We start from the raw sequence: 26,943 nt of genomic DNA on the forward strand, positions 1-26,943 counted from the left end.
AAAACCGATGGAAGAGGTGTAAAATGGAACTGCGCCATCTGCATACGTTTAAAGTTGCAGCGGAGGTTAAAGGTTTTACGAAAGCAGCCGACATCCTTTCGTATGCTCAATCGAGCGTGACCGCCCAAATTCAAGCGTTGGAGGAAGAGTTGGGGATGAAGCTGTTTGACCGCCTGGGCAAGAAGGTGCTCTTAACTTCAGCAGGCGAGAAGCTGCTGCCTTATGCGCAGCAGATGATTGAGCTGCATGATGCAGCCGTGCAGGCTCTGACAACCAGCACCGTTCCAGCAGGCACGCTAACCATTGGTGCACCTGAATCACTTGCTGCTTTTCGTCTTCCTGCCATCATTCGCGAATATACAAAACGCTATCCACAAGTCAAAATTACGCTGCGGCCAGGGGTATGCTGGGAGCTGCGGGGTCTTGCCCGCAGCGGGGAGCTTGATGTCGTGTTTTTGCTTGAACCTGAGACTACTGAACACGATCTTGAAATCCAAACGCTTGTCATGGAAAAAATGGCGATTATATCGCCGCCGGATCATCCTCTTACCAAGCGGCAGTCCATTACCGGAGAGGATTTGAAGGAGGAGACGCTGCTGCATACCGAACCGGGCTGCAGTTATCGCACACTGTTTGAGAGGCACTTGAATAGCTGCGGCGTATTTCCGGCTTCAGATCTGGAGTTCTGGAGCATTGAAGCGATTAAAAACTGCGTCATGTCCGGACTCGGCCTCTCCTTCCTCCCGTGGATCACAGTGGAAAAGGAAATTGCGGACGGTACATTGCGAGCCTTGAACTGGAATGATGAGTCCTGCAGGGTGGCCACACAACTGGCCTATCATAAGAAGAAATGGATATCTCCCGCCCTGCAGGAATTTCTTATGCTCGTTGAGACTCATGCCCGTTCATGGAATTAATCAAGCCTTCGTGCTTAGAATTTGTCCGCTCGCCAGAACAAGAACGTAGAGGGGGCAAATAAAGAATGAATCATCTCTTCGTCAGTCTTCTCTCCCACTTCCATCCCTGTTTTCTCGGCCAATGACTCCCTGGTAATGACGCGCCACATCGCCTCTGATTTATATATTGTCCGGGTAGTAAAATGACGCTCCCACATCATCGACTTCTGCTGATGCGGGAATACGAGTCTGACTTGTTCCTTGATTCGTTCAAGCAAAGCAACTACCGCCTTATCCGCTTGCGGCTCCCAGCACAACTCTTGTATAAAGAGCCCGTCCGCTTCCTTTTTATATAGAAGGTAGGCAACGGGCCTTTCATTTCTTTTGGCCACCAATGCGGTAAGCTTGGTCCCTATTCTCCTAAAAATCGCTTGCTCCCAATAGCTTTCTGAGCGGACACGCGCTCCTCCATAGCGTTGACTGCATGCCTTATACAAGCGTCGTACATCCGGTTTATCTTCCACAGTGAACGGATGAATCTGTAGGTGTTCAAAAAAGCCCGCTCGCCCATCTTCCTCATCCCTACTCTTATGCTCAATTGTATGCACGGCCTCTTGTATCGGTATCCACCCCATCCTTTCATAAAAGCTCGGGATACCGGTAAATAGCAAGGACAGGTCATACTTTTGCATCTCCATCCAAGCAAGCATGCGGCGCAGAATCTGATGGGTTAAGCCGCGGCCTCTATAATTAGGGTGAGTAGCTACATTCCCAATACCGGCCACAGATAGTTTCCTTTTTCCATACCAGATATCAAAAGGAAAAATCTGCACCGAGGCGGCGATATTCCCATCTATACTTGCGATCCATGTCGTCTCCGGATTATAGGCAGGCTCTGCTTCCAGCCGCTCTATAAAGAACGCTTTATCTTCAGGAAATGCGGCTTCTAGGACTTCATAGACTTTAGCTTGTTCATGCCGGCTTTGTATCGAACGTATTTCAATGTGTTCCACCTTAGCGTTCCCTCCATTGCTTATAATCGTTTCTCTTCTATCGCTTCTACCTCCGTTTTTACCTGTATAACCTTTGATGTTTGCTTCTACTTATACATCGGGTAAGATTCTATATGCTCGACTTCTGCGATAGTAAAGGAGAGGAGTGTATTCAATATGAAAATAAACAAACTTATGGTTGTTGCTCATCCGGATGATGAGACCATGTTTGGCGGAGATGAACTGCTGCAGGAGAAGGGATGGAAGGTCGTGTGCATAACCGAGGGGGACAATCCAGAACGTTCACAGGAATTTGCCAAAGCGATGGAAGCATTCGGTGCAGAATATGAAATCTGGACATACAAAGACGCATGGACAGAGCATATCAATCGTCCCCACCTTGAAAAAGATTTGCGCCGTGTGCTGCATGAACGCACATACGAAAAAATCGTGACACATAATCTACAGGGTGAGTACGGCCATCCGGAACATAAAGCGGTATCAGAAGTGATGCACAACCTGGTTGAAAATAATCTGTACGTTTTTGATTTATCGCTCAATGAAGTACTTGAGATGCACATTCTGCGCAAAAAGCTTGAAATTAGCGAGATTTACCAAAGTCAACTGCATGCATTTGAGCAGCTCAGCCAGTATTGGATTAAGGCCCGCTCGGTAAAAATTAAATAAGAACGCCTGCTGTATACATCAGCAGGCGTTTTTATTGCAGCCATTGTTATAAAAAGTTGCCGCCATCGTTTGGTGACGATAATGGATTTTGCATTAGTTCTTTTACCCACTCCATCATATCAGAGGAATAACTCTGGGCATACGAAGCAAAAAACGATTGTTCAAGCGACTGCTGTACAGTTGGATTCGGCAGCAGGGAAGCCACTGCCAAAATAATAAACAAAATCAAACCGTTTTTGACAAGACCCAGCACAGCACCAATCAGACGATTCAACAGGGATATGCCGGGCAGGCGGGTAATCCCGTCCAAAAATCCTCCTATAAGGCGAACAGTAAGCCCTACAACAAACGCTAGCAAAGCAAATGCCACTATATTATATAGAGCCTGCTGTACAATTGGAAATCCCGCTACAGCTTCAAATGAGCCGCTGGCCTGTACTTTGGAGAGCGGAAACCACTCCGCAAGCTGTGCAGCTACAGGTCGGTAATACATAAAAGCCACCATAAGCGAAAGGATTACGCTTGCGACACGCACAAGCTGTCCGACCAATCCTGTCCTATATCCGCGCCATATACTAACCAGCAACAATACAAGTACAACAATATCTAAGATATTCATGCTGTCCCTTACTCCTTATCTATCTTGCCTTCTGCACCATCTGCCTTTTCGTTTTCCTCATCACTCTCCTGGGCCGTTTCCTCTAGCAGCTTAATGAGCTCTTCATATTCCAGCCGCAGCCGAAAATACTCATCCGCCATATTCAATGCTGCCAGCACAGCTAGCTTATTCGTATCCAAGCGCGGATTTGCCGAAGCAATCTTTCGCATCTTATCATCTACATACCCTGCAACCATGCGCATATGTGACGAGCTGCTGTCGCCTTTCATAGTGTAGTACTGCCCATATATTTCAACGACTACGCGTTCTTTGTTCTGTCCTGACACACTACGTCCTCCTCACGTCCTTGTACATAACTATATTCTACACAATACCACAAATAAAGAAAGGCGGGGAATCGAAAAGAATACCAAAAGTGCAAACAAGAAAAAAGGAGGAGACGCACCTAAGCATCTCCTCCTTCTTCCATCACTCATCCGCGCAATTCTGCGCCACACTCATTCGTCAGTGCCTCTACTACGGTACTATGTGCAGCCTGCACTTCCTCATCAGTCAATGTGCGCTCTACATCACGATACGTACACGATAGCGCAATGCTTTTCTTATTCTCGCCCAGTCTATCATCTACATACACATCAAAGATTCGAACCGACTCCAGCCATTGTCCAGCTGATTTCTCAATCACCTTTTGCAGATCGCCCGCACTTACGTCACGATCAACAACAACCGCGATATCACGACTAATTGCCGGATACTTCGGCAGTGGCATCATTCCCTGATGCATCGTTGCCATAGCGAGCAATGTATCGGCATCCAACTGGAATACATATGTCTCGTCTATGTCATATTTCTGCTGCGTAGCCGGATGTACCTGCCCTACATAGCCTACCATTTTGTCCTGCAGGACAATGTGAGCGGATCTTCCTGGGTGCATACCTGCCAGATCTTTGGCAGGACGATACTCAATTCCTGTAATTCCAAGACGATTCAGCAATACGTCAAGAATGCCTTTGACTAAGTAGAAATCAACCGGCTCACCTTTCTGCTGCCAGTGCGGTCCTACCCAGTTTCCTGTCAGAAGACCCGCCAGTGTCAGGCGTTCTTCTGGAAGCGTCCGCAGCGATTCTTCATCCGTTAAGAATACTTTCCCCATCTCAAACAGTGCCAGGTTCCGCTCTTTGCGATTCAAATTATACGCTGCAGTCTCTAGCAAATGAGGCAGCAAATTAACCCGAAGCACACTGCGTTCTTCGCTCATCGGCATTGCGAGCGGAATCGGCTTTGTTTCACGGTATACCGTAGCGAAATCATGCGCCATGTCAGGGTGTGTAAACGAATATGCCGTTACCTCATCGAGACCTGCACCATTCAATACCTGGCGAATGGTTCTGCGCAGCATCTGCTCCCGTGTGAGCGTTCCCTGTGTATTGTCTCCATATGGCAGTGTCGTCGGAATATGATCATATCCGTACAGACGCGCGACTTCTTCAATCAGATCGACCTCTCGCGTAATATCCTGACGACGTGTCGGTGCCGATACACAAATGGTATCCCCTTCTATTTTATATGCAAACTGCAAGCGTTCAAAAATAGAAGCGGCGTCACCAAGCGTCAGCTCTGTACCAAGCAGACCGTTTAAGCGAGAGAGCTTCAGTTCAACCTGCTTCGGTTCTGGGATCGTGACTGTTTGATCCGCTTTCCCTGAGGCGACCTGACCACCCGCTAATTCAGCCATCAGCGCTGCTGCCCGATCTAGCGCCCGTTCCACTGCTTGCGGGTCCACTTCTTTTTCGAAGCGCAGGCTTGCTTCCGAACGCAGACCCAACTTGCGCGCAGTTTTGCGAATGGACGAACCAGCAAAATGCGCCGATTCCAAAAGAATCGTCTCTGTCGCTTCCGTTACTTCGGAATTGGCACCGCCCATAACACCGGCAATACCGATGGCTTTTGTTCCGTCTGTAATCAACAGCATCTCTTCATCAAGCGTACGCTCCACATCATCAAGCGTAACGATGGTTTCATTCGGCTTCGCAAGACGAACCACGATACGGCCGCCCTCCACCTTAGCATAATCAAATGCATGCAGCGGCTGACCCGTTTCAAGCATTACATAGTTAGTAATATCCACCACATTATTGATCGGACGAACACCCGCTGCCATCAAGCGGTTCTGCATCCATAATGGAGATGACCCAAGCTTCACGCCTGAAATCATACGTGCCATATAGCGATGGCACTGCTCTTTTGCTTCAATCGCAATCTCAACCCTACCTTGAATGGACGCAGCTTCTTCCGGTACATTCGCTGCCGGAAGCTTCACATCTCGACCAAGGATCGCGGCCACTTCGTATGCCACCCCTGTCATGCTCAAACAATCTGAACGATTCGGCGTCAGCCCAAGTTCAAGTACGACATCATCAAGCCCTAACACCGGATGAATCGGCTGTCCAATCTCTACGTCTTCCGGCAGCACCAAGATGCCTTCTTGAATTTCTTTGGGCATCATCTTATCATTTATGCCAAGCTCTTTTGCAGAACAGATCATGCCGTTGGATGCGACACCACGCAGCTTTGCTTTTTTGATTTTAAAATCGCCCGGTAATTTGGCTCCAACCACCGCCACCGGAACCTTCTGCCCGGCGTCTACATTCTTGGCGCCACAGACGATTTGCAGCAGTTCACCACTGCCTACATCTACCTGGCAAACATTAAGCTTATCAGCATCCGGATGCTTCGCCTTCTCAGCTACATATCCGACCACAACATCCGTTACGCCTTGATCTGCGTATTCTACCGCATCGACCTCTACACCGCTGCGAGTCAGCTTCTCGGCAAGCTCTTCCGGCGTGATACCGGATAGGTCTACGTATTGTGCCAACCAGTTATATGAAACTTTCATTACCTTCTCCTCCCTTATACCCGATTAAACTGCTTTAGGAAGCGTACATCGTTCATATAGAAATGGCGAATATCATCAATGCCGTACTTCAGCATGGCAATCCGGTCAATCCCCATTCCAAATGCAAATCCCGTATACTTCTCTGAATCATAGCCGGCCATCTCAAGTACCCGCGGATGAACCATACCGGAACCTAGAATTTCAATCCAGCCCGTATGCTTACATACCCGACAGCCTTTCCCGCCGCATATACTGCATGATACATCCACTTCTGCGCTTGGCTCCGTGAACGGGAAGAAGCTTGGACGCAGGCGGATATTAGTGCCTTCACCGAACATCTGACGGGCAAAGTTCAGCAATACGCCTTTGAGGTCGCTCATGCGCACGTTTTCGCCAACCATCAGCCCTTCCACCTGATTGAATACATGCGAATGGGTGGCGTCATCATTATCACGACGATAGACGCGGCCCGGACAGATAACCTTAACCGGAACGTCGCCTTTCATTTTTTCCATGGTGCGAACCTGTACTGGGGATGTATGCGTACGGAGCAGAATATCCTCGGTAATATAGAATGAATCCTGCATATCGCGTGCCGGATGATCCTTCGGCAGATTAAGCGTCTCAAAGTTATAATAATCCGTCTCGACTTCTGGTCCTTCCGCAACGGTAAAACCCATGCCTAAGAAGATATCCTCGATCTGCTCCGACACAAGGGTCAGCGGATGACGGTTTCCCATCTGTATGCTGCGGCCTGGCAGGGTAACATCAATCGTCTCGCTAGAAAGCTTCGCTTCGATTTCCGCACGCTCTGCCGCTTCCTTCTTTTCTTCAAGCTTATCTTCAATGGCAGCACGTACCTCATTACCCAATTGGCCAATAATCGGCCGCTCCTCAGCAGATAACTTTCCCATGCCGCGCAGGATTTCTGTCAGTTGACCCTTTTTGCCGAGATATTTGACGCGCAGCTCCTGTAGCTGTGCCGTCTGCTCGATCTGTTCTAATTCCTTAAGCGCTTCGGCTTTTAAAGCTTCTAATCTTTCGCGCACTGCATAACCCTCCCTATAAGTCTCAATATATACAGAAATACAAAAAGACCTCCCACCCGATAAGGGGCGAGAGGTCGCGGTACCACCCTTGTTTGAGAACGGATTGCTCCGATTCCCATCTTGCTGCTTGATAACGGACAAGTTCCGGTACCCCCTACTCTTGATGTTCAGGGGCCAGCTCAGGAGTGAATTCGGTGAAAGAACCGTCTCAAGAATGCTTCCAGTCACGGCATTCTCTCCCTGGGAGTGTCCATCTCACGTACTTGTCTCCGTCTGCGCTTTTATTACCTACATACTATGTAAGTCAATCTATTTGATGATAAATTATATACGATATGAAGAAAACATGCAAGCATACCAAAATACTGTCATATGTATTTTTTCCTACCTTTACAATGCATTATGGCATATACTATACATAAGACACCCAGCATATTGGTATGTCTGAAAGAACAATTGTGATTATATGATAATAGGCCTTATGAACTTTATTATATTTACCTAAAGGAGCTACGCATGAGTCGACTAGATACCATCCTCTATGATAAGAAGTTCACCTGTACCCATTGCGAAAATCAGTTTACAAGTAAAAAAGCGCGCTTACGACGAAGTCATCCATATAAGCGCGATCCTGATTTCTGCGAATATTATGAGGATCAGGCGGAGAATCCGATTCTATATCATGTCATTGTATGTCCGCGCTGCGGCTATTCATTTAATGAACAATTCCGCAAAGAGATACCGCCCCAGCTTGAAGCGCTGATCCAAGAGAAAGTAACAGCAAACTGGACGGAAAAAGATTATACAGGCATCCGCAATATTAAAGAAGCGGTAGCCACCTATAAACTTGCGATCTTTTCAGCTACACTTCGCCATGAACCTCATTGTGTCCTGGCTGGATTATGTCTACGTCTTGCTTGGCTCTACCGTTATCAGAAAAAAGAAGCAGAAGAGCTGCGATTCATCGAACTCGCTCTCCATGAATACGAATCTTCCTATGAACAAGGTGATTATGTACGAGCCGGTATGTCCGAACTCAAACTCATCTATCTCATCGGAGAGCTGCACAGACAAACAGGCGATTACACCCAGGCACTACGCTTCTTCTCACGCGTTATTGAACACCCACTGAAAGCCAATGAACCTCAAATGGTGCGGGCCGCTCGTGACCAATGGCAAAATATGCGAGAAGATATGAAGCGCGCTAAAGACGAAGGGCAGCATACTTAGTTTGTACGCTGCCTGACTGCTTCATACATGAGGATGGAACCTGCAATAGCTGCATTAAGCGATTCCGCCTGTCCATGAATCGGGATGATGACATTCTGATCAGATTGAGCCAGCACTTCCGCAGAAAGGCCGCTTCCTTCATTACCAATGACAAGCGCGACATCTCCTGCATAGGAGATATCCGTATACATTTTGGATTCTGTCAGACTGGTTCCAATCACCCGCAGCTGTGGATGCTGCTCTCTGGCCCGGGCGATAAATGACGAGACATTCTCCTGCCATATGGGTAGATGAAACAATGAGCCCATTGTGGAGCGGATCGTCTTACTGTTATACAAGTCCGCACTTCCCTCTCCGATGACTACCCCATCGAAGCCGGCGGCATCTGCCGTTCGAATGAGCGTCCCGACATTTCCCGGGTCCTGCAGCTTATCAAGCACAAGCAGCAAGCATTGTTCCGGCAGCCTTTCTAGACGTACATTGCGCATTTTAGCAACCGCTATAATATTTTGCGGCGTTTTCGTTTCCGCTACTTTCTCCAATACGGGGCGATTTACATAAACCAATGATGTTTCTGGTTGGGCTGTCACATATTCTTCAAGCCACCTTGGCACCTCTACTCCTTCTTCTACAAGCGCCGTTTCCAGCGGTACATTCGCCCGGCATGCTTCTTCCACCAAGTGTGTACCTTCCAGCAGAAAGCAGCCTGTGCGCTCCCGTTCTTTGCGCGCATGCAGCTTCGCCCATCCCTTTACCCGTGGATTCTGTACTGAAACAATGATTTCCATGCTGATGCTCCTATCTTATCTATCTTAGCGCTCAGGACGCTTCTTCGAATTTTTTCAAATCGTCATTATGTCCGATCACGATAAGAATATCGCCTTCATGAATCGTATCAGTGGCGTTCGGAGCGATATTAAAGGAATTACCGCTCTTAATCGCCATAACATTGACCCCAAAGCGAGCACGTACATCAAGTTCAATCAAACTCTTGCCATCCATTGCGTCAGAGGCTGCCACTTCGGCAATGCTGTACTCCTCTGCCAGTTCTACAAAGTCCAGTACATTCGGTGAGATTAAGTTATGGGCGACACGAAGCCCCATATCCCGTTCAGGGAATACGACACGATCCGCTCCCACTTTATATAATACCTGGCCATGCCGTTCATTCTGTGCCTTGGCCACGATCATTTTGACGCCCATTTCCTTTAAGATTAGCGTGGTCAGAATACTCGCTTGAATATCGGCACCGATGGCGACAACCACGACGTCAAAATTCCTTATTCCTACTTCTTTTAGCGCCTGTTCATCCGTCGAGTCGGCTTGCACAGCATGCGTTGCAATATTAATATGATCCTGAATGCGTTCTTCGTCCTCATCCATAACCATTACATCATATCCCATATTATAGAGCGCCTGCGCTACACTGGCGCCAAAACGCCCCATTCCGATCACTGCATATGATTGAGCTGCCATACAATCCCACTCCTTTATTCATTCGCTCCTTATTATATCATCCCCGTTCCGTTTTGCACGACAGGCATGAAAATAATTTGTTCGGGTGAAACTATGGTACGAAACGATTTTGTTATTATACGAAGGAGCGTGAATCCATTGAATATCTCCAACCTTAATTTACGCGCTGCAATTATGCAGAATATGCACGGTTCTTCAAAGGAAGACGTACGCCATACGATTGTGGATGCGATCAGCAGCGGCGAGGAGAAAACCCTCCCTGGTCTTGGCGTGCTCTTTGAGCTGCTCTGGCAGGATGCAGATGACCAAGAAAAAAGTAAAATCATTGAATGTATCCATCAGCAGGTCCAATAGGCAGCACGTTGAGTGATAGACAAAAGCCTCCCGGCTATTCATCCGGGAGGCTTTTGCTTGATAGCGATATCGTCTTAGTATTCGCCGCGCTTGATTTTTGCAACCGTATCTTCATCAAGCTTTTTGATTGTCTCTGTGATCAGTTTCACCGCATTATCAATATCGTCTCGATGAAGAATCGCTGCATGACTATGGATATAGCGCGTAGCGATGCCGATCACGATGGACGGTACACCCTGCCCGTTCAAATGCATACGTCCTGCATCCGTACCGCCGCGAGCCATGGCATCATATTGGAATGGAATGTTATGTTCTTCCGCCGTCTCCACTACCAGCTTGCGCAATCCGGGATGGCCGACCATGGAAGCATCATAGAGCAGTACTTGTGGGCCTTCGCCAATTTTGGACATGGCATCTCCTTCTTTGACACCCGGCGTATCTCCTGCGATACCAACGTCTACAGCAAACGCAATATCAGGATTCACGGCGAATACGGATGTTTGAGCACCGCGTAGTCCCACTTCTTCCTGAACGGTACCGACGCCATATACCGTGTTCGGATGATCCACGCCTTTTAGCTGTTCAAGCGTCTGAATCGCCATCGCAATTCCGACACGGTTATCCCATGCTTTTGCCATCATAATCTTCGGATTGGTCATGACTGTAAACGGACATATCGGCACAACCGTATCCCCCGGCCGTACCCCATACTCTTCGGCTTGTTCCTTGCTTGAAGCACCGATATCAATGAACATGTCTTTGATGTCTACCGGTTTCTTGCGGGCTTCTGGAGATAGAATATGCGGAGGTACGGACCCGATTACCCCTTCGATCACGCCGCTCCTCGTTTGAATCGCAACGCGCTGCGCAAGCATAACCTGCTCCCACCAGCCTCCAAGCGGCTGGAACTTAAGAAAGCCTTTATCTGTAATCATCGTAACCATGAAGCCTACTTCATCAAGGTGGCCTGCTACCATGATTTTTGGTCCCTTATTTCCTTGACGGGCCAACAGGCTGCCCAGATTATCCGTTGTGACTTCATCTGCATAGGGTTCTATGTACTTGCGCATAACTTCCCGGACTTTACGCTCATGGCCGGGTACGCCCGGTGTTTCTGTCAATTCTTTATACATTTGCAGCGTTTTATCTTCCACAATCGTTCCTCCAGTCTTCATACCATAATTATAGAATGCCAACCTTTTCCTTCCTTATTCTCTATTATCGCATACTTTACACATATACTATATATAATTGCATGCACATTAAGTTAGACAAGTATTATAAAATTTTTCTACAAAAGATGAATATTTTACACGTGATGGTGGTATTTATGAATTATACAACGCTCTTATCTTACAATTCCTACGTAGGAACGTCTTAGGCTAAACTAAAACGGAAAGAGGGATTGATTCGTATGAACACATTGCTGCGCATTGCACTGATTCTTGTCATTATCGGTGCAATTAACTGGGGATTGGTTGGTTTCTTCCAATTTGATTTAGTGGCTGCGCTGTTTGGCGGACAGGACGCTGTGCTCTCCCGCATTGTGTACGGGTTGGTAGGAATAAGCGGCGTGTATGCGATTACGCTCTTCTTTGCCCCTGAAAAAGCAAGAATGTAATACTGTCACGTAGTTAAATAAAAGACCTGCCTCACTTCCGGCTTCACAAAGCTTGGAAGTGGCAGGTCTTTTGTTATGCAGGAAGCTTGCGCAGCGCCTCTAACGGAATGAAATACGTACACGGCTTATCATTGCCTTCGGGGTTATAATAGACCAGCAACAGGGTTTTACCTTCTTGCATCGTACCGGACACTATATATTCATCTGCATTAAATGGAAGTATCTCCAGCATCGTATGCTTATGCAGCAGCTTCTCATCAAGGCCAAGCGATGCGAATTCCTCTCCAGCAACGGATGGCATCTGAGCGAGCAGCTTAAGCAGGCGGGATTGCTCCGCTTTATCAATCTGATGCTTCCACCATACTTTGCGCGGCTTGTATTTATAGTTCATAAAATAATCATACTTCATCAACCCTTCAATCATCGGAAGGTTGCTTGTCTTTCTCTCGCTGAGGAAGAGATGCAGGCGCCGGAATAAATCTTCTAGCTGATGACCGATACGCGACCAGCCTCTTGCCTCCCAGAAGTCACCGAATTCCTGAAAGAAGTCGAACGCGGACGCAAACTCCCGTTCAATCAAATATAAGAGCGTGTGATCCATACGGTGCGCGTTCCAATACTTCTCCAATACGTCCTCCACACGCTTGATGCGAACGATGTCTGCAAAAGGAAGGACACGGTTTTCTAGCATTTCATAAGGGGCATGGTCCATATACTTATATTCGTATTTCTGGGCTTCGAGGCGCATGCCTGTCCCGCGCAGCATCTTCAGAAAGCCAAGCTGCAGCTCTTCCGGACGCAGCGCAAATACATCATTGAACGTCTTACGAAATGACATATAATCCTCTTCCGGAAGCCCGGCAATCAAGTCAAGGTGCTGATCAATTTTGCCGCTTTCTTTAACCTTGGTTACGGTACGGGTAAGCTTAGCAAAGTTCTGACGACGTTTGACGATGTCATTTGTCACATCATTCGTTGATTGGACGCCGATCTCAAAGCGGAAGATCCCCGGCGGCGCGTGCTCTGCCAGATAGTCAAGCACCTCCGGCCGCATGATATCGGCTGTAATCTCAAACTGGAAGACACAGCCTTGATGATTCTTGATTAAAAACTCAAAAATCTCCATCGCATAGTCACGTTTAATGTTGAACGTACGGTCAACAAATTTAATTAACTTAGCTCCACTTTCAATCAGGTGAAGCAGATCTCGTTTCGTCCGTTCAATATCAAAATACCGCACGCCTACTTCAATGCTTGATAGACAGAATTGACAGGAGAACGGGCAGCCGCGACTTGTTTCAAAGTACGTAACCCGGTTCCTAAGATTCGGCATATCTTCCGCGAAATAGAACGGGGATGGAATCTCATTGAGGTCAAGCTTCGGACGCGGCGGGTTGATGACTAGCTCTTCTCCCTTACGATAAGCCAAACCATAGACAAAATGAAATTTCTGATCTCCGTTCATCTCCTGTAGAAGATGACGGAATGTCTCTTCACCTTCACCCACGACAATAAAATCAACATCACTCAGACGATTCATCCAGTAATCGACATCATAAGAAACTTCCGGGCCGCCCAATACTACCTTCACGCCCGGCATAACTTTCTTTAGCATCGAGATAATCTGGATCGTCTCTTCAATATTCCAGATATAACAAGAGAATCCGATCACATCAGGCTTTTTGCTGAACAGATCCGATACGATGTTCATTGCCGGGTCTTTAATTGTATATTCCACAAGCTCAATCGGAAATTCATCCTGACAAAACGCCTTTAAATAACGGAGTGCAAGCGAGGTATGGATATACTTCGCGTTTAGCGTCGTAATAAGTACATTCATGAAATAGTATCCCTCATTTTAATTATCAATGTCTGTGTGCTAGTATAGCATTTTTCTGCATCCTTTTTCTAATGAATCCGTATAGAATAGGTAGATGGATACTTTTGTACGAAAAGAGGGGTTCAGATGTTTCGTCTGCTGCTGCTTTTAGCAATCATCGGCTTCATTATATGGTGGTTTCAATATACGTTTAATCCAAAACGAAAACTTCTATCCGCACACGAAAAAAAGCAGACGTTTTTTCTTGATGACGGCGATAATGTACGCCGTAATTTATTGTTGACATATAAAGGAGTTTTATTTGAAGGAGAAAAATACCTCGGCAATACCGAGGATCGATTTACAGTAATCAAAGTTTCTGTACACCCACGACAGCCAAATCGCCTCCAGGGATTTACACGCGATGATTTCTTTGAGATATCGGAAATTATCCGGGAGAGCTATCCAGATGCTGAAATTAAATGGGGTACGCCAATCAAGGAGTTTTTACATCGGGAATAAGACATAGAAAAGAGCCGTACGGATCACAGCTTGCACTGTAATCCATACGGCTCTTCTTCTTTACGCCTGCACGTAGACTTCGCGCATAGCTGCAATAATTTTATCAGCCATTTCTTTCGTGCCAACCGCTTCCTCACGATTCACAGCAATGTCAGACGTACGGACACCAGAGTTGAGTACCGTATGAACAGCCTGTTCAATTGCGTTTGCTGCTTTCTCTAAGCCGAACGAATACTTCAGCATCATACCAACGGATAGGATCGTCGCTGTTGGATTGGCAATGCCCTTGCCTGCAATGTCCGGAGCCGAACCGTGCACCGGCTCGTATAATCCAAAGTTGCCATCTGCTAACGAAGCAGACGGAAGCATGCCGATAGAACCTGTGAGCATCGAAGCCTCATCGCTTAAAATATCGCCAAACATGTTCTCCGTCACAACCGTATCAAATTGTTTCGGCCAGCGAATCAATTCCATCGCGCAGGAATCAACCAATTGGTGGCGCAATTCTACATCGGGATACTCCGGTGCAATGCGATCCACTACTTTACGCCAGAGGCGGGATGATTCAAGTACGTTTGCTTTGTCTACCGACGTCAGCTTCTTGCTGCGCAGGCGGGCCACTTCGAATGCTCGGCGTACAATCCGCTCAATCTCATCCTCATGGTAGATCAGCTCATCTGAAGCGACTTCGCCATTCTCCGTCTCATAGCGTTTTTTCTCACCAAAGTATAAACCGCCTGTCAATTCACGAATGACCATCAGGTCCACACCTTTGACGATGTCTTCTTTTAGCGAGGATACACTCACCATGCAATCAAGCATGAATGCCGGACGGAGGTTAGCATATAGTCCAAGCTCCTTGCGAATACCAAGCAAACCGGTTTCCGGACGCAGATGCGCCGGGTTGTTATCCCACTTCGGACCGCCAACCGCACCAAGCAGTACAGCGTCAGAACGACGGGCTTTATCTAATGTATCCTGCGGCAGTGGCGTGCCATCTTCATCGATGGCACACCCGCCGAGGCGCGCATATTCAAATGTAAAGCTTACATCCTCAAGCTCTTCAACCACTTTCAGCACATTAACCGCCTGCTCGGTAACTTCCGGCCCAATGCCATCTCCAGGCAGCACGGTAACGGTAAAGTTCTGACTCATGCTCCTCTTCCTTCCTCTCTACATTACGACTTCTTCTACCGCATCGCTTCTCCGTGCAATTAACTTGTTTACTGCACGCAGATATGCCTTCGCGCTTGCGTCCAGCACATCCGTGCTAACGCCACGCCCTTGCACTGTATAATCTCCCTGAGAGAGGCGCACATACACTTCACCAAGCGCATCTTTTCCGTGGGTAACAGATACGATCTTATAATCTTCTAACACAACATCTTCATTCGTAACTCGATCGATCGCTTTATAGATCGAATCGACAGAACCGTTGCCGCATGCCGCCTCTTCAAGCACTTCTCCTGCGCCTGTGCGCACGCGGATGCTTGCTGTCGGTACAGAATTATTTCCATATGACAATTGAATGTTCTCCAGAATAAATGCTTCCGGAACATCAACAAGCTTCGAATCGATCAAAGCGACAATATCTTCGTCACTGACATCTTTCTTCCGGTCGCATAAATCCTTAAAGCGGGTAAAGGCATCGTTGAGTTCTTCCTGACTTAATTGATAGCCAAGTTCGACCAATTTATCCTTGAATGCATGACGTCCAGAAAGCTTACCAAGCACGAGACGATTCGACTTAACACCGACACGTTCAGGACGAATGATTTCATATGTGGTCACTTCTTTTAATACACCGTCTTGGTGGATACCTGATTCATGGGCGAATGCATTAGCACCCACAACTGCCTTGTTACCGGGTACGAACATGCCTGTCAAGCGACTGACAAGCTTGCTTGTACGTGCGATTTCTTCAAGCTTCAAATTCGTTGTTGCCTGATAGAAATCTTTACGCGTATCAAGCGCTAATGCCACTTCTTCAAGCGCCGCGTTGCCGGCACGCTCACCAATACCGTTGATTGTGCCTTCAACCTGAGTCGCTCCTGCCTGCACGGCTGCCAATGTATTTGCTACCGCCATTCCCAAGTCATCATGACAATGGCAGCTCAGCTTCACATCTTCAATGCCTCGCACATTATTTAGAAGTTGGGTAAAGATATTTCCGTATTCTGCCGGGGTAGTATATCCTACCGTATCCGGAATATTGATGATGCGGGCGCCAGCATCTACAACCGCTTGCACCACTTCGATCAAATAAGGAATTTCGGTACGCGAGCCATCTTCGCATGAGAACTCTACCAGATCAAAATACTTTCTGGCATGCTTCACTGCTGCGACCGCACTCTCGATTACCTGTTCTTTCGACATATTTAATTTATACTGCCGATGAATCGGCGAAGTTGCAATAAAGGTATGAAGACAAGCGGACTCTGCCTCGCGCAATGCTTCCCAGGCTTTGTCGATATCCTGCAAATTCGCACGGGACAGGCTGACGATGGTTGAATTTTTTACCCGCTTCGCGATATCGCGAATGGACTGCAAATCTCCCGGGGAGGCAGCGGCAAACCCCGCTTCGATTCGGTTCACTCCCAGGCGTTCTAGTTGTAGAGCGATTTCCATCTTCTCATTTGAGCTTAAGTTGACTCCCGGGGACTGTTCACCGTCCCGCAGGGTGGTATCAAAAATTTCGATCGTGCGCATCTATAGCCACCTCCACAGTTATTGTTTTGCTTTTTACTTCTTAATCCAAGCCATCATCTCACGGAGTTGCTTACCTACTTGCTCGATTTGATGCTCTTTTTCTATGCGGCGGCGCGCTCCGAATGCAGCACGGCCAGATTGATTTTCGATGATCCAGTTTTTAGCGAATTCACCTGTTTGAATCTCTTTTAATACTTTTTTCATCTCTTGCTTCGTCTCTTCTGTTACGATGCGTTGACCGATGCTATAGTCACCGAATTCAGCCGTGTCACTGATGGAATAACGCATGTATTCAAGACCGCCTTCATACATCAAATCTACGATCAATTTCAGTTCGTGCAAGCACTCGAAGTAAGCGATTTCTGGTGCATAGCCTGCTTCTACCAGTGTCTCAAAGCCCGCTTTTACAAGCTCAGACGTACCGCCGCACAATACCGCCTGCTCACCGAACAGGTCTGTTTCTGTCTCTTCACGGAATGTTGTCTCAATTACACCTGCACGCGTGCAGCCAATGCCGCTTGCATAAGCCAAGCCGATTTCTTTTGCTTTACCTGTTCCATCTTGGTATACAGCGAGCAATCCTGGTACGCCAAAGCCTTCTGTATACACGCGGCGAACCATATGACCCGGGCTCTTCGGCGCAACCATAACAACGTCAACGCCTTCTGGTGCTACGATCTGCTCGAAATGGATGTTAAAGCCGTGTGAGAAGAACAAGGCTGCGCCTTCTTTTAAGTTCGGCTCGATTTGCTCTTTGTACACTTTTCCCTGCATCTCATCTGGAAGCAGGATCATGATCAAGTCAGCGCGTGCCGCTGCTTCGTCTACTGTCAGTACTTCGAATCCATCAGCTTCCGCTTGGTCCCAAGAACGTCCTTTGCGCAGGCCGATGACTACTTTCATGCCGCTGTCGCGCAGGTTTTGGGCCTGTGCATGTCCTTGGCTGCCATAGCCAACGATTGCGATTGTTTTGCCTTGCAGAAGCTCTTGGTTTGCATCTTTTTCGTAGTACATTGTGATCATGGAAAGTTCCTCCCCTATTTGTGTGCTATTTATATTGAAATATGGTGATAACGTTGGTCATGTATATTGCTTATGCATTGCGTGATAGCGCTGGCGTTCCCCGACCGATGGCAGTAACACCTGTGCGTGATAGCTCTTTAATACCGTATGGCATCAACAACTCGATCAGCGCATCGATTTTGTCGGAATCTCCTGTTACCTGAATCACAAGAGAGATGGGACCTACGTCTACAATGCTCGCACGGAACGGTTCAATAATTCCGTTAATCTCGGCGCGGGTTGCAGGTGTTGCTTCTACTTTAATAAGTGCAAGCTCACGGGAAACCATAGCACCACTGCTTAAGTGCTGCACCTTGAGCACATCGATGAGCTTATGGAATTGCTTCATGATCTGCTCAATCGTCCGGTCATCACCGCTTGTCACGATGATCATCCGCGACAAGCCCGGTTCTTCGGACTGGCCAACGGTGATGCTATCGATATTAAAGCCACGCTGTCCCATCAGATTCGCTACCCGGGTCAGAACCCCCGGCTGGTCATTCACTAGAATTGAAATGGTATGTTTTTGTTCCATGCTATTCCTCATCTCCCAGAACCATTTGGTCAAGTGTGTTGCCGGCTGCTACCATCGGATAGACATTCTCTTCCGGTTCCACCACAAATTCGACAAGCACCGGGCCGCTCGTATTCATCGCTTCCTGCCACACTTGCTCCGCATCTTCATCATTCGATGCCCGCAAGCCTTTGATGCCGTAAGCTTCAGCAAGCTTAACAAAATCAACGCTCATACTCAGATCGATCTGGCTGTAGCGATGATCATAGAACAGCTCCTGCCACTGGCGAACCATCCCAAGACACCGGTTGTTAATAACAACAATCTTAATCGGAAGCTTATGGTTGGCAACAACCGCAAGCTCCTGCAGATTCATCTGGAAGCCGCCGTCCCCGCTCACGGAGATGACCACCTTATCCGGATGCGCCATCTGCGCTCCAATCGCTGCCGGGAAGCCGAATCCCATTGTACCTAAGCCGCCTGAAGAGATGAAAGAGCGCTGGTTTTTAAATTTGAAATATTGCGCCACCCACATCTGATGCTGACCTACGTCTGTCGTCACGATGGCGTCCCCGCCGGTTGACTCATACATGATCTCGATAGCTTTCTGCGGTTTTAAGTTACCTTCGGGACTGAGATTATAGCGATATGGGTGCTCCGCATTCCATGCGTGGATTTGTGCTACCCATTCATCGGAGTCAGCCCGCTGCGCCTTCGGAAGTGCAGCAAGCAGCACGTTCTTCACATCACCAACAATCGGGATGTAGGCGTCGATGTTCTTTCCGATTTCTGCCGGGTCAATATCTACATGCACAATTTTCGCCTGCGCGGCAAACTCATTTGTCCGTCCCATTGTGATCCGGTCATCGAAACGCGCCCCCATATTAATCAGCAAATCTGTATTCAACAGGGCTTGATTCGATGCATATGAACCGTGCATTCCCGGCATCCCCGGACAAAGCGTATGCGTTCCTGGAAAACCCGCAAGCCCCATAAATGTTGGAATAACAGGAATGTTCGTTTTTTCGGCGAATTCCAATAATTCTTTCTCCGCGCCGGCTGCAATAATTCCGCCACCTGCAAGAATCACCGGTTTTTTTGCTTCCGCAATCGCTTTTACCATACGATCAACTTGAAGATGATTCGGCTTTACATTCGGATTATACGAACGAAGCTTCACCGACTCCGGATAATAGAATGGCGCCTTCGCATTGTTAACGTCTTTAGGAATATCAATAAGCACAGGCCCCGGACGTCCGGTTGTTGCAATGTGAAACGCCTCTTTAATAATGCGTGGTAAATCCTTCACATCACGGACAAAATAATTATGCTTTGTAATCGGAACCGTAATCCCGGTAATATTGGCCTCTTGAAACGCGTCTGTACCAATCAAACTCTGTGCCACATTTCCGGTAATACAAACCAGCGGCACAGAATCCATATGCGCCGTTGCAATACCTGTTACAAGATTTGTTGCTCCAGGACCTGAAGTGGCAATGACTACACCCGGCTTTCCTGTGGCTCGTGCATAGCCGTCAGCCGCATGAATCGCTCCCTGCTCATGCCGTGTTAGAACATGCTTCAGATGGCTTGAATAAAGCGAGTCATAAATTGGGAGAACAGCTCCTCCCGGATAGCCGAATACGTGTTCTACACCCTCTAATAATAAGCAGCGCAGCAGCATGTCAGACCCTGACATGCTCTCTCCCATTTCGATTGGCGGCAGAGCAGCTTTTCGATTGTCAACCATCGCCGTATCTGTGCTCATGATACTTCCTCCTTCTTTACGTATCTCCCCATTGTTAAAATAGTCTAAAAATTTATACTGAACAGGATACGGACGTCTAACCGCTCCGTCCAGAAGTCATATATAGTAGATGAAAAATAAAGAAAACCCTTTCATCCCCTGACTTCCATCATGTCAGCCTGGGGCGAAAGAGTTTCGCGGTACCACCCAAATTCATTGCCGCCTCGCGGTCAGCAATCTCAGCAGGTTAGCTCTCTCTGGCTAACCCTGACACATAACGCGTGTCTCGCGGCTATTCCTACTAGAATCATCTTCGTTCGGAAAAGCAACTCTGGGGTGAGATACATAGGGCATTCTTATCCGGCTTCCACCATCCCGGACTCTCTGTAAAGAAGTGGCACTATGCGCGTCCCCGTCGACGTTATTTCTTATTTATCGCTCAATTTTCAATTCGTGAAAATGTTTAAATCGTTTGTGATATTACATGCAATTATAGACATGGATAAAACAAGTGTCAACCCGAAAAACAAATAAAATTTTCAAAATTGTATTTTCTATCTGTCCATTTTTACCGAACTTACACAACCGTTTCAGCCGCGTGCTCGGATTTGAGCGCTGCAATCGTATCTTCTACGCTCTGACTGCGAATGCCATTTAAGATCATATTTAAGAAAATGGCGGCAAAGCTTCCGGTAACAATTCCGCTCTCCATAATCAGACGCAGTCCGTCAGGAAGCTGTGAGAATACGGCCGGAGCAATCGATACGCCAAGACCAAGTCCTACAGAAACCGCTACAATGAGCATATTCTCCATACGGCGAAAATCTACCCTTACCAGTTGACGCACACCGGAGGAAATCACCATGCCGAACAGCGGAATCATCGCACCGCCAAGCACAGGATTTGGGATAACCGTTGTCAGCGCAGCAACCTTTGGCAGCAGACCAAGAGACATAATAATTACACAAGCGGCCACAACGACTCGACGTGCTTTTACACCTGTAAGAGCTACCAAACCTACGTTTTGTGAATACGTCGTATAAGGGAACGCCTGGAATATACCACCGATTACCTGCGCCATTCCTTCCGCACGCAGCCCGCGCTTAATATCTTTTCCATCAATCTTTTTATCACATACATCCGCCAGCGCAAAGAACACGCCCGTTGATTCTACCATGCTGACGATCCCAACCAGTACCATAGCAATGATAGCGGATAAATGGAACGTAGGCATTCCAAAACGGAATGGCTCTACCATATGAAACCAGCTTGCTTTGCTTACAGTGGAGAAGTCAACAAGCCCCATAAAATAGGCAACCGCAGTGCCGATAACAAGTGAAAGAAGCACGGAAATTGATTTCATAAATCCTTTAAAGAAGCGGTTCATCAATACGATCGATAAGAGTGTAATAGCGGCCAAAAATAAGCTTGTCCCGCTTCCGTAGCTAGGCGAATTGGGCTGTCCTACAATATTACCCATCGCCGCACCAATCAGCGACGTACCAATAATAACCACTACGGAACCTGTTACAACAGGTGGGAAAAACCGTAAAATTTTATCCATAAATTGCGACATAATCATGATAATAATCCCCGCAGCAATTATGGCTCCGTAAATGGCTGTAATCCCTTGTGCATTTCCGATGGCAATCATTGGACCCACTGCCTGGAACGCACAACCCATCAAAATAGGCAATTTCACACCGAAATACTTACCGCCGATAACCTGCAGCAGAGAAGCAATCCCGCAGGTAAACAAGTCAATCGAAATCAAGTACGCGACCTGCTCCGGCGTCATTCCGATGGCCGGACCGACGATTAAAGGAACGACGACAGCCCCTGCATACATAGCAAGCACATGCTGCATACCCAGCGTTCCTGTTTTCCATAACCCTACTTTTTTCTGCACCGGAATTTCCTCCTAATTATCATCCTGTTTTTATTCGCTATGCTTGTACATACTCTTCAACAAACTGCACTTGACCATTCGTAAATGCGGCAATACGGGCTAACGATTCTACTCTAAATCCCTTCTCGCGCAGGCGCTTTCCGCCATCCTGAAATGCCTTCTCAATGACGATACCGATGCCCACAACTTCACTTCCGGCCTGCTCTACCAAGTGAGCAAGCCCCATAGCCGCTTCTCCATTTGCGAGAAAGTCATCGATAACCAATACTTTTTCATTTGCACCGAGGAACTTCTTTAAGATGGTCACATCATTCGTTTCATTTTTTGTAAAGGAGTGTACCTTTGTGGCATACACTTCCTCATTCATTAATGCCGATTTTTTCTTCCGGGCAAACACGACTTTAACATCCAGTTTCAACGCAGCCGTTAATGCAGCCGCAATACCTGAAGACTCGATTGTCAATATCTTGGTGACACCTTCGTCTGCAAATCGACGCGCAAATTCCTCACCAATATGCATCATCAGTAGAGGGTCGATTTGATGATTCAAAAATGAATCTACTTTCAATACTTTATCACCCAATACATGGCCTTCCTCTCGAATGCGCTGCTTCAATAATTCCATGTGTACCCTCCTAGCATCGTGTGGTAAAAATAAAAAATCCGGAAGCCGTTCGCTCCTCCGAGCGAAAACGGTCTTCCGGATCACAAAACCCGCCCGATTGTATAATCGGGAGATGGTATATTTTCCGAGAGAATTCTCGTTTTCACCCGTAGTCAGATTGTTTACGGCAATCTGGTAGAGACTTGCGGGCCATATTCCCGCTATTATACGAGTGCTGCGTATTTAATTCTTTGATGGAGTCATTATACCTAATGCCAGCAAAAAAATAAAGCCCGAATTCATAAAGAATCCGAACTTTATTTATCATAAATGGAACATTATTCGTATTTAGATGCGATATTTGTGTTTTTACTTCTGAAAAGACGAACTATTTTGTCTCTTTCACTTCTTCACGACGCAAAGCAAGTGTCGCCAGCGTACGCACCATTGCACCTGTACCACCCGTTGGAGACAGGTCGCTCGCCTTATACGCCCACGATGTACCGGCGATATCAAGATGTACCCATGGCGTCTCTTCTGCGAATTCACCAACGAAAAGACCCGCGGTAATTGTACCAGCATAGCGGCCGCCTGTGTTTTTAAGATCCGCAATTTCACTTTTAATCTGCTCCATATACGGCTTGTAGCCTGGCAGACGCCATACTAATTCTCCCGCCTCGCCGGCCGCTTCCATTACCTCTTCCATCAGCTCTTCATTGTTCGTCAGCGCAGCTGTCGTGCAGGTGCCTAACGCAACAAGTGCCGCACCAGTTAAGGTCGCCAGATCAATAAGGTACTTAGCTCCGATCTTACGTGCATAGCTCATCCCGTCGGCAAGAACGAGACGCCCTTCCGCATCCGTATTTAAGATCTCGACTGTCTTCCCGCTCATCGTCGTAATGACATCCCCCGGCTTTAAGGCAGAGCCGCTCGGCATATTTTCCGTCGTTGGAATGATAGCTGCAATGTTTACAGCAGGCTTAAGTGTGCCGATGGCCTCCATTGCACCCAGCACTGCTGCTGCACCGCCCATATCGCCCTTCATCTCATCCATACCCGCACCCGGCTTAAGCGAGATGCCGCCCGAATCAAAGGTAATCCCTTTACCAACGAATCCGATAACATCTTCCCATTTATCGAGCCCCTGGTATTTAATGGCGATGAGTTTCGGCGGCTCAATGGACCCCTGGCTTACACCCAGCAAACCACCCATCCCATACATTTCCATATCAGCTTTATCCAAAATCTCTACACTCATGCCATAACGCGTTGCCAGATCTTTTGCTTTTTCTGCAAGCACGGTCGGCGTAAGGTAATTACCCGGCATATTGATCAGGTCACGAGCCAGATTTGTGCCGCGGGCCAGCGCTTCAGCTACGTGGATACCTTCCGTTACATCCTCTGCTTCACTCTCTGCGCACAGCATCGTTACAGAGTCAAGCTGGGGCTTCTCTTCTGTGTCCTTATGGTAACCAGGGAAACGATAATCAGCAAGCAACGCCCCTTCGGTCAGCGCATAAGCTGTATCGTATGCTCCAATCATTTCCGCTTCCTCGCCCAGAATAAAAGCAATATGTTCAAGCTTTGCTTTCAATGCCTCTTTAGCAGCCCGCGCACCAATTTCTCTTACGTCTTCAAAAGAGAAATCTTCCTTCTTTCCAAGACCGATAATCATAATGCGACGCGCGGCGATTTTTCCGAACGTATGTATAAGCTGGGTCGTTTTCTTCTTACCGCTCATTTCACCATCGGAAAATAACGAGGCAAGAACGCCATTCATTTTTTCATCCGCTTCTTTAAGCGGAGCCGGCAGTGTGCTTTCTCCTTCAAAAATGCCGACAATCAAGCATTGAGCTGTACAATCTGTTATTCTGTCGTGCTTCACTTCAATTTTCATCGTTTCTGCACCTCCATAGAAAATTTTATCAGCAAATGGGGTAAAAGAAAATGTACAATGATTTATTTGCACATTCGTTATACAATAAAGGGAGAGACCTTTCAAGAAAGGAAGAAGTCGATGTCCGATTTGTTGTCTAACTTTCCGCTCTGGTCTGCGCTGCTTGCCATTGGCATCGCTCAAGGTGTGAAAGTCCCTATTACGTACATTGCGATTCGCAAGTGGGATTGGAGACTCGCCTTCAGCACGGGAGGAATGCCGAGCTCTCACTCGGCGGCCGTTACTGCGCTTACAACAGCGGTAGGTCTCACTGAAGGGTTCGGGTCTTCATATTTTGCCATAGCGGTTATTTTTTCGATTATCATTATGTTTGATGCTGCGGGCGTTCGGCGCCACGCAGGCACGCATGCGGCGGTTCTCAATCTGCTGGTGGAGGACTTCAACCAGCTAATCGAGGAACTCAAGTCCATGCGCGTCAAACCACGCCGGGAAAGAGCAGAGAAGCTCAAAGAATTATTGGGTCACCAGCCAAGCGAAGTGCTTGTTGGAGGATGGCTCGGTATTATTCAATCCCTTGCGCTATATTATCTGCTACAACTGTAAGCTGCGCTACATAGACGCACACTAAAAGAGAGGACAGGATAGCCTGTCCTCTTTATAATTCGATTATTGTTTTTTTACTTCGCTCTTCAATGCTTCATGCAGACGGGCAAAAGCAGCTTCATTCACCTTACCCCTGCCTCGCTCGATCACGTATACATCCAACTGCTTTTTACCCCAGTGTTTGTACACATCCTCTTTTTTATCGAAAAACAAGTCAATCTTATTTCCTTTAATTGCAGATCCAATATCGGTAACCACTCCATAACCGTAGCCCGGGATATACAAAATCGTTCCAAGCGGAAATACATTCAAATCAGCAGCAATCGTAGAGAAGGAACGAGCGTCGCGTTTCACTTTAACTCCCGAGTATGTAATCCCATAAGCGGGATGTCCAATATCTTTGCCTGTAGATTCAGGCCCCGGTGAATAACCCGTTGCCGTAACGTGTACTTTTGGATATTGGGTGAGCGTGGCCAGCGTCTCTACTGTTTCACCCTGCGATGCGAGCGGAAAACGCTCGATTGTCTGTTTTTTCTCCACTTGCTTCGCCTCGGATGAAGGTGTGTTTTGCCTTTTTACCGTGACCTGCCCCTGCTTCTCAGCCTGCTTGGTTTCAGGGAATACAACCGTCTTCTGCTGCGGCTTATCAAGCAACATATAGATACCAAGTACTGTACAGACGAGAGCGATGAGCAGATAGGCAAGAGAGCTTTTCACGTTTTTTACAATAATGTCCATGTAAGCAATAGCCTCCTCTTCTACTCATCATCTCCCGTTCATTCAGCACTTATACATAAAAAAAGAAGCCCCCTGTCAGGAGCTTCAGTTTCAAGCAATCGGTTAGAACATACGGTACCCTTTGGTTCGCAGCATTTTAATCGTCCATCCGCTGGCAACAGCGCCAAGCAAACCGGAGACTAGCATAACATAATCTACTACATGCGGCGTTCGATTATTCATAACCAGATATATAAGTACACCTACTACGACGCTTACATACAACAATGTTGGCATCCACGTCGTTTTTACAAGCATATTCAAGATAAAGCCGATTCCGAAAAGGAGGACGATAAAAAGCGGGATTCCAATAATAAATTGTGCAATATTCAACCATATCACCCCCATCCATATTCCTAAATTTTAGTGTAAAGGATTCGGACAAGGGGGTCAATCGCCTTGGCTATTTCGTCATTTTTTGTTCTATTTTACCCTTGCTGTCATTTCTGGTTCATAGGTGGACACTCTTCCCTGACCGCTGCAGGACGGACATGTGGTCGATCCTCCGGTTACAAGCTGAAAGTAACCATTTCCCTCACAGTATACGCACGTCTCTTGATTCATCTTCTCATTCATGCATATCCCTCCATGTCTCTCTATTAAAATTCTATATTTTCAAAATATTATAGCGAATAATAACTCCCCTGTAAAGTACAAAAGAGGAACCCCCTATTCATAGAAGGTTCCTCTTTTTCTATAACTGCTCTTGATCATTTTTGGCACGAGCAACAATCGGATCAAGATAATCCCTGCTTCCTCGTTGGCGGCCTTTCTCCTGCAACCGCTCAATCGCCGGCTCAATCAAAAGCTCTAGTTCACGCTGTATTGTATATGCCAAATCATGACGGCTTTGTACTTCAAGATATTTTCCAATCTCAAACAGCTTCTCATAGCGCGCGCGCTCTTCTTCTGTCAGCAACGCACGAACTTGTACACTGGCGTGTCTCACGGTCGTCT

General features: G+C 47.2%; 28 protein-coding genes, 1 riboswitch and 2 other annotated features. Of the genes, 7 read left to right on the plus strand and 21 right to left on the minus strand.

Features of this window, described 5'->3' with window-relative positions:
* Window positions 1-23 precede the first annotated feature (23 nt).
* Window positions 24-917, plus strand: a complete 894-nt coding sequence (locus tag AB3351_RS15165) for a LysR family transcriptional regulator (protein WP_371147992.1) — start codon at window positions 24-26, stop codon at window positions 915-917.
* A gap of 14 nt (window positions 918-931) precedes the next feature.
* Here AB3351_RS15165 and AB3351_RS15170 read toward each other — a convergent pair whose 3' ends face one another.
* Entirely contained in the window at window positions 932-1,909 is a 978-nt protein-coding gene (locus tag AB3351_RS15170) for a GNAT family N-acetyltransferase (RefSeq protein ID WP_371147993.1), read from the minus strand.
* Between the two features lie 156 nt (window positions 1,910-2,065).
* On the opposite strand from AB3351_RS15170, the gene AB3351_RS15175 reads away from it, so the two are divergent.
* Window positions 2,066-2,575: a PIG-L family deacetylase gene (locus AB3351_RS15175; RefSeq protein ID WP_371147994.1), complete on the plus strand. Its 510-nt coding sequence runs from the start codon at window positions 2,066-2,068 to the stop codon at window positions 2,573-2,575.
* Window positions 2,576-2,621: 46 nt separating this feature from the next.
* On the opposite strand, the gene AB3351_RS15180 is transcribed toward AB3351_RS15175, so the two are convergent.
* The 4 genes from AB3351_RS15180 to pheS form a co-directional block, all read right to left on the minus strand.
* Window positions 2,622-3,194 carry a CvpA family protein gene (locus tag AB3351_RS15180; RefSeq protein WP_371147995.1) on the minus strand — a complete coding sequence of 191 codons (573 nt, stop codon included), beginning with the start codon at window positions 3,192-3,194 and terminating at the stop codon, window positions 2,622-2,624.
* An 8-nt stretch (window positions 3,195-3,202) separates the two neighbouring features.
* The gene (gene zapA, locus AB3351_RS15185; protein ID WP_371147996.1) at window positions 3,203-3,520 is read right to left on the minus strand and encodes a cell division protein ZapA; all 318 of its coding nucleotides are present in this window, start codon (window positions 3,518-3,520) and stop codon (window positions 3,203-3,205) included.
* A gap of 146 nt (window positions 3,521-3,666) precedes the next feature.
* Complete coding sequence (gene pheT / locus AB3351_RS15190) at window positions 3,667-6,093, minus strand: phenylalanine--tRNA ligase subunit beta (RefSeq protein ID WP_371147997.1); 2,427 nt, start codon at window positions 6,091-6,093, stop codon at window positions 3,667-3,669.
* Between the two features lie 14 nt (window positions 6,094-6,107).
* Window positions 6,108-7,142, minus strand: a complete 1,035-nt coding sequence (pheS, locus tag AB3351_RS15195; RefSeq protein WP_371147998.1) for a phenylalanine--tRNA ligase subunit alpha — start codon at window positions 7,140-7,142, stop codon at window positions 6,108-6,110.
* Between the two features lie 59 nt (window positions 7,143-7,201).
* Window positions 7,202-7,427: a binding site (T-box leader), on the minus strand.
* A 231-nt stretch (window positions 7,428-7,658) separates the two neighbouring features.
* Here pheS and AB3351_RS15200 point away from each other — a divergent pair.
* Complete coding sequence (locus AB3351_RS15200; RefSeq protein ID WP_371147999.1) at window positions 7,659-8,372, plus strand: DUF2225 domain-containing protein; 714 nt, start codon at window positions 7,659-7,661, stop codon at window positions 8,370-8,372.
* Here the strand turns inward: AB3351_RS15200 and AB3351_RS15205 are convergent.
* Both AB3351_RS15205 and AB3351_RS15210 read right to left on the minus strand, forming a co-directional pair.
* Window positions 8,369-9,160 (minus strand): TrmH family RNA methyltransferase, encoded by a 792-nt coding sequence (locus tag AB3351_RS15205; RefSeq protein ID WP_371148000.1) that lies wholly within the window; start codon window positions 9,158-9,160, stop codon window positions 8,369-8,371. The two genes, AB3351_RS15200 and AB3351_RS15205, sit on opposite strands and share 4 nt — an antisense overlap.
* A gap of 31 nt (window positions 9,161-9,191) precedes the next feature.
* On the minus strand, window positions 9,192-9,848 hold the full coding sequence (locus AB3351_RS15210; protein ID WP_371148001.1) for a potassium channel family protein: 657 nt from the start codon (window positions 9,846-9,848) through the stop codon (window positions 9,192-9,194).
* Window positions 9,849-9,986: 138 nt separating this feature from the next.
* Here AB3351_RS15210 and sspI point away from each other — a divergent pair, with 138 nt between their 5' ends.
* Window positions 9,987-10,202 carry a small acid-soluble spore protein SspI gene (gene sspI / locus AB3351_RS15215; protein ID WP_371148002.1) on the plus strand — a complete coding sequence of 72 codons (216 nt, stop codon included), beginning with the start codon at window positions 9,987-9,989 and terminating at the stop codon, window positions 10,200-10,202.
* A 74-nt stretch (window positions 10,203-10,276) separates the two neighbouring features.
* Here sspI and AB3351_RS15220 read toward each other — a convergent pair whose 3' ends face one another.
* On the minus strand, window positions 10,277-11,377 hold the full coding sequence (locus tag AB3351_RS15220; RefSeq protein ID WP_371148153.1) for a M42 family metallopeptidase: 1,101 nt from the start codon (window positions 11,375-11,377) through the stop codon (window positions 10,277-10,279).
* A gap of 239 nt (window positions 11,378-11,616) precedes the next feature.
* Here AB3351_RS15220 and AB3351_RS15225 point away from each other — a divergent pair, with 239 nt between their 5' ends.
* Window positions 11,617-11,823, plus strand: coding sequence for a DUF378 domain-containing protein (locus tag AB3351_RS15225; protein WP_371148003.1), 207 nt, complete (start codon window positions 11,617-11,619; stop codon window positions 11,821-11,823).
* 73 nt (window positions 11,824-11,896) lie between these two features.
* On the opposite strand, the gene AB3351_RS15230 is transcribed toward AB3351_RS15225, so the two are convergent.
* Entirely contained in the window at window positions 11,897-13,663 is a 1,767-nt protein-coding gene (locus AB3351_RS15230; protein ID WP_371148004.1) for a B12-binding domain-containing radical SAM protein, read from the minus strand.
* Window positions 13,664-13,789: 126 nt separating this feature from the next.
* On the opposite strand from AB3351_RS15230, the gene AB3351_RS15235 reads away from it, so the two are divergent.
* The gene (locus AB3351_RS15235) at window positions 13,790-14,164 is read left to right on the plus strand and encodes a sigma-w pathway protein ysdB (RefSeq protein WP_371148005.1); all 375 of its coding nucleotides are present in this window, start codon (window positions 13,790-13,792) and stop codon (window positions 14,162-14,164) included.
* Between the two features lie 60 nt (window positions 14,165-14,224).
* Here AB3351_RS15235 and leuB read toward each other — a convergent pair whose 3' ends face one another.
* From leuB to AB3351_RS15275, 8 genes are all read right to left on the minus strand, one after another.
* The gene (gene leuB, locus AB3351_RS15240) at window positions 14,225-15,319 is read right to left on the minus strand and encodes a 3-isopropylmalate dehydrogenase (RefSeq protein ID WP_371148006.1); all 1,095 of its coding nucleotides are present in this window, start codon (window positions 15,317-15,319) and stop codon (window positions 14,225-14,227) included.
* 18 nt (window positions 15,320-15,337) lie between these two features.
* Entirely contained in the window at window positions 15,338-16,873 is a 1,536-nt protein-coding gene (locus AB3351_RS15245) for a 2-isopropylmalate synthase (RefSeq protein ID WP_371148007.1), read from the minus strand.
* A 33-nt stretch (window positions 16,874-16,906) separates the two neighbouring features.
* Complete coding sequence (gene ilvC / locus AB3351_RS15250) at window positions 16,907-17,896, minus strand: ketol-acid reductoisomerase (RefSeq protein WP_371148008.1); 990 nt, start codon at window positions 17,894-17,896, stop codon at window positions 16,907-16,909.
* Window positions 17,897-17,966: 70 nt separating this feature from the next.
* A complete protein-coding gene (gene ilvN, locus AB3351_RS15255; RefSeq protein ID WP_371148009.1) occupies window positions 17,967-18,470 on the minus strand; it encodes an acetolactate synthase small subunit in 504 nt (167 codons plus the stop codon).
* 1 nt (window position 18,471) lies between these two features.
* Window positions 18,472-20,217 (minus strand): biosynthetic-type acetolactate synthase large subunit, encoded by a 1,746-nt coding sequence (gene ilvB, locus AB3351_RS15260; RefSeq protein WP_371148010.1) that lies wholly within the window; start codon window positions 20,215-20,217, stop codon window positions 18,472-18,474.
* Window positions 20,218-20,373: 156 nt separating this feature from the next.
* Window positions 20,374-20,624: a binding site (T-box leader), on the minus strand.
* 149 nt (window positions 20,625-20,773) lie between these two features.
* Complete coding sequence (locus tag AB3351_RS15265) at window positions 20,774-22,105, minus strand: nucleobase:cation symporter-2 family protein (RefSeq protein ID WP_371148011.1); 1,332 nt, start codon at window positions 22,103-22,105, stop codon at window positions 20,774-20,776.
* A 37-nt stretch (window positions 22,106-22,142) separates the two neighbouring features.
* On the minus strand, window positions 22,143-22,730 hold the full coding sequence (locus AB3351_RS15270) for a xanthine phosphoribosyltransferase (RefSeq protein WP_371148012.1): 588 nt from the start codon (window positions 22,728-22,730) through the stop codon (window positions 22,143-22,145).
* Between the two features lie 129 nt (window positions 22,731-22,859).
* A riboswitch (purine riboswitch) is annotated at window positions 22,860-22,961 on the minus strand.
* Window positions 22,962-23,097: 136 nt separating this feature from the next.
* A complete protein-coding gene (locus AB3351_RS15275) occupies window positions 23,098-24,606 on the minus strand; it encodes a leucyl aminopeptidase (protein ID WP_371148013.1) in 1,509 nt (502 codons plus the stop codon).
* 120 nt (window positions 24,607-24,726) lie between these two features.
* Here AB3351_RS15275 and AB3351_RS15280 point away from each other — a divergent pair, with 120 nt between their 5' ends.
* Window positions 24,727-25,209, plus strand: a complete 483-nt coding sequence (locus tag AB3351_RS15280) for a divergent PAP2 family protein (protein ID WP_371148014.1) — start codon at window positions 24,727-24,729, stop codon at window positions 25,207-25,209.
* 63 nt (window positions 25,210-25,272) lie between these two features.
* Here the strand turns inward: AB3351_RS15280 and AB3351_RS15285 are convergent, their stop codons facing one another.
* From AB3351_RS15285 to AB3351_RS15300, 4 genes are all read right to left on the minus strand, one after another.
* Window positions 25,273-25,947, minus strand: coding sequence for a 3D domain-containing protein (locus AB3351_RS15285; protein ID WP_371148015.1), 675 nt, complete (start codon window positions 25,945-25,947; stop codon window positions 25,273-25,275).
* A 102-nt stretch (window positions 25,948-26,049) separates the two neighbouring features.
* Window positions 26,050-26,319, minus strand: coding sequence for a YuiB family protein (locus AB3351_RS15290; protein ID WP_371148016.1), 270 nt, complete (start codon window positions 26,317-26,319; stop codon window positions 26,050-26,052).
* A 90-nt stretch (window positions 26,320-26,409) separates the two neighbouring features.
* On the minus strand, window positions 26,410-26,562 hold the full coding sequence (locus AB3351_RS15295; RefSeq protein WP_371148017.1) for a YuiA family protein: 153 nt from the start codon (window positions 26,560-26,562) through the stop codon (window positions 26,410-26,412).
* A gap of 118 nt (window positions 26,563-26,680) precedes the next feature.
* Window positions 26,681-26,935, minus strand: a complete 255-nt coding sequence (locus tag AB3351_RS15300; RefSeq protein WP_371148018.1) for a hypothetical protein — start codon at window positions 26,933-26,935, stop codon at window positions 26,681-26,683.
* Between the last annotated feature and the right edge of the window lie 8 nt (window positions 26,936-26,943).

This window comes from Aneurinibacillus sp. REN35 (genome assembly GCF_041379945.2).
Classification (GTDB): domain Bacteria; phylum Bacillota; class Bacilli; order Aneurinibacillales; family Aneurinibacillaceae; genus Aneurinibacillus.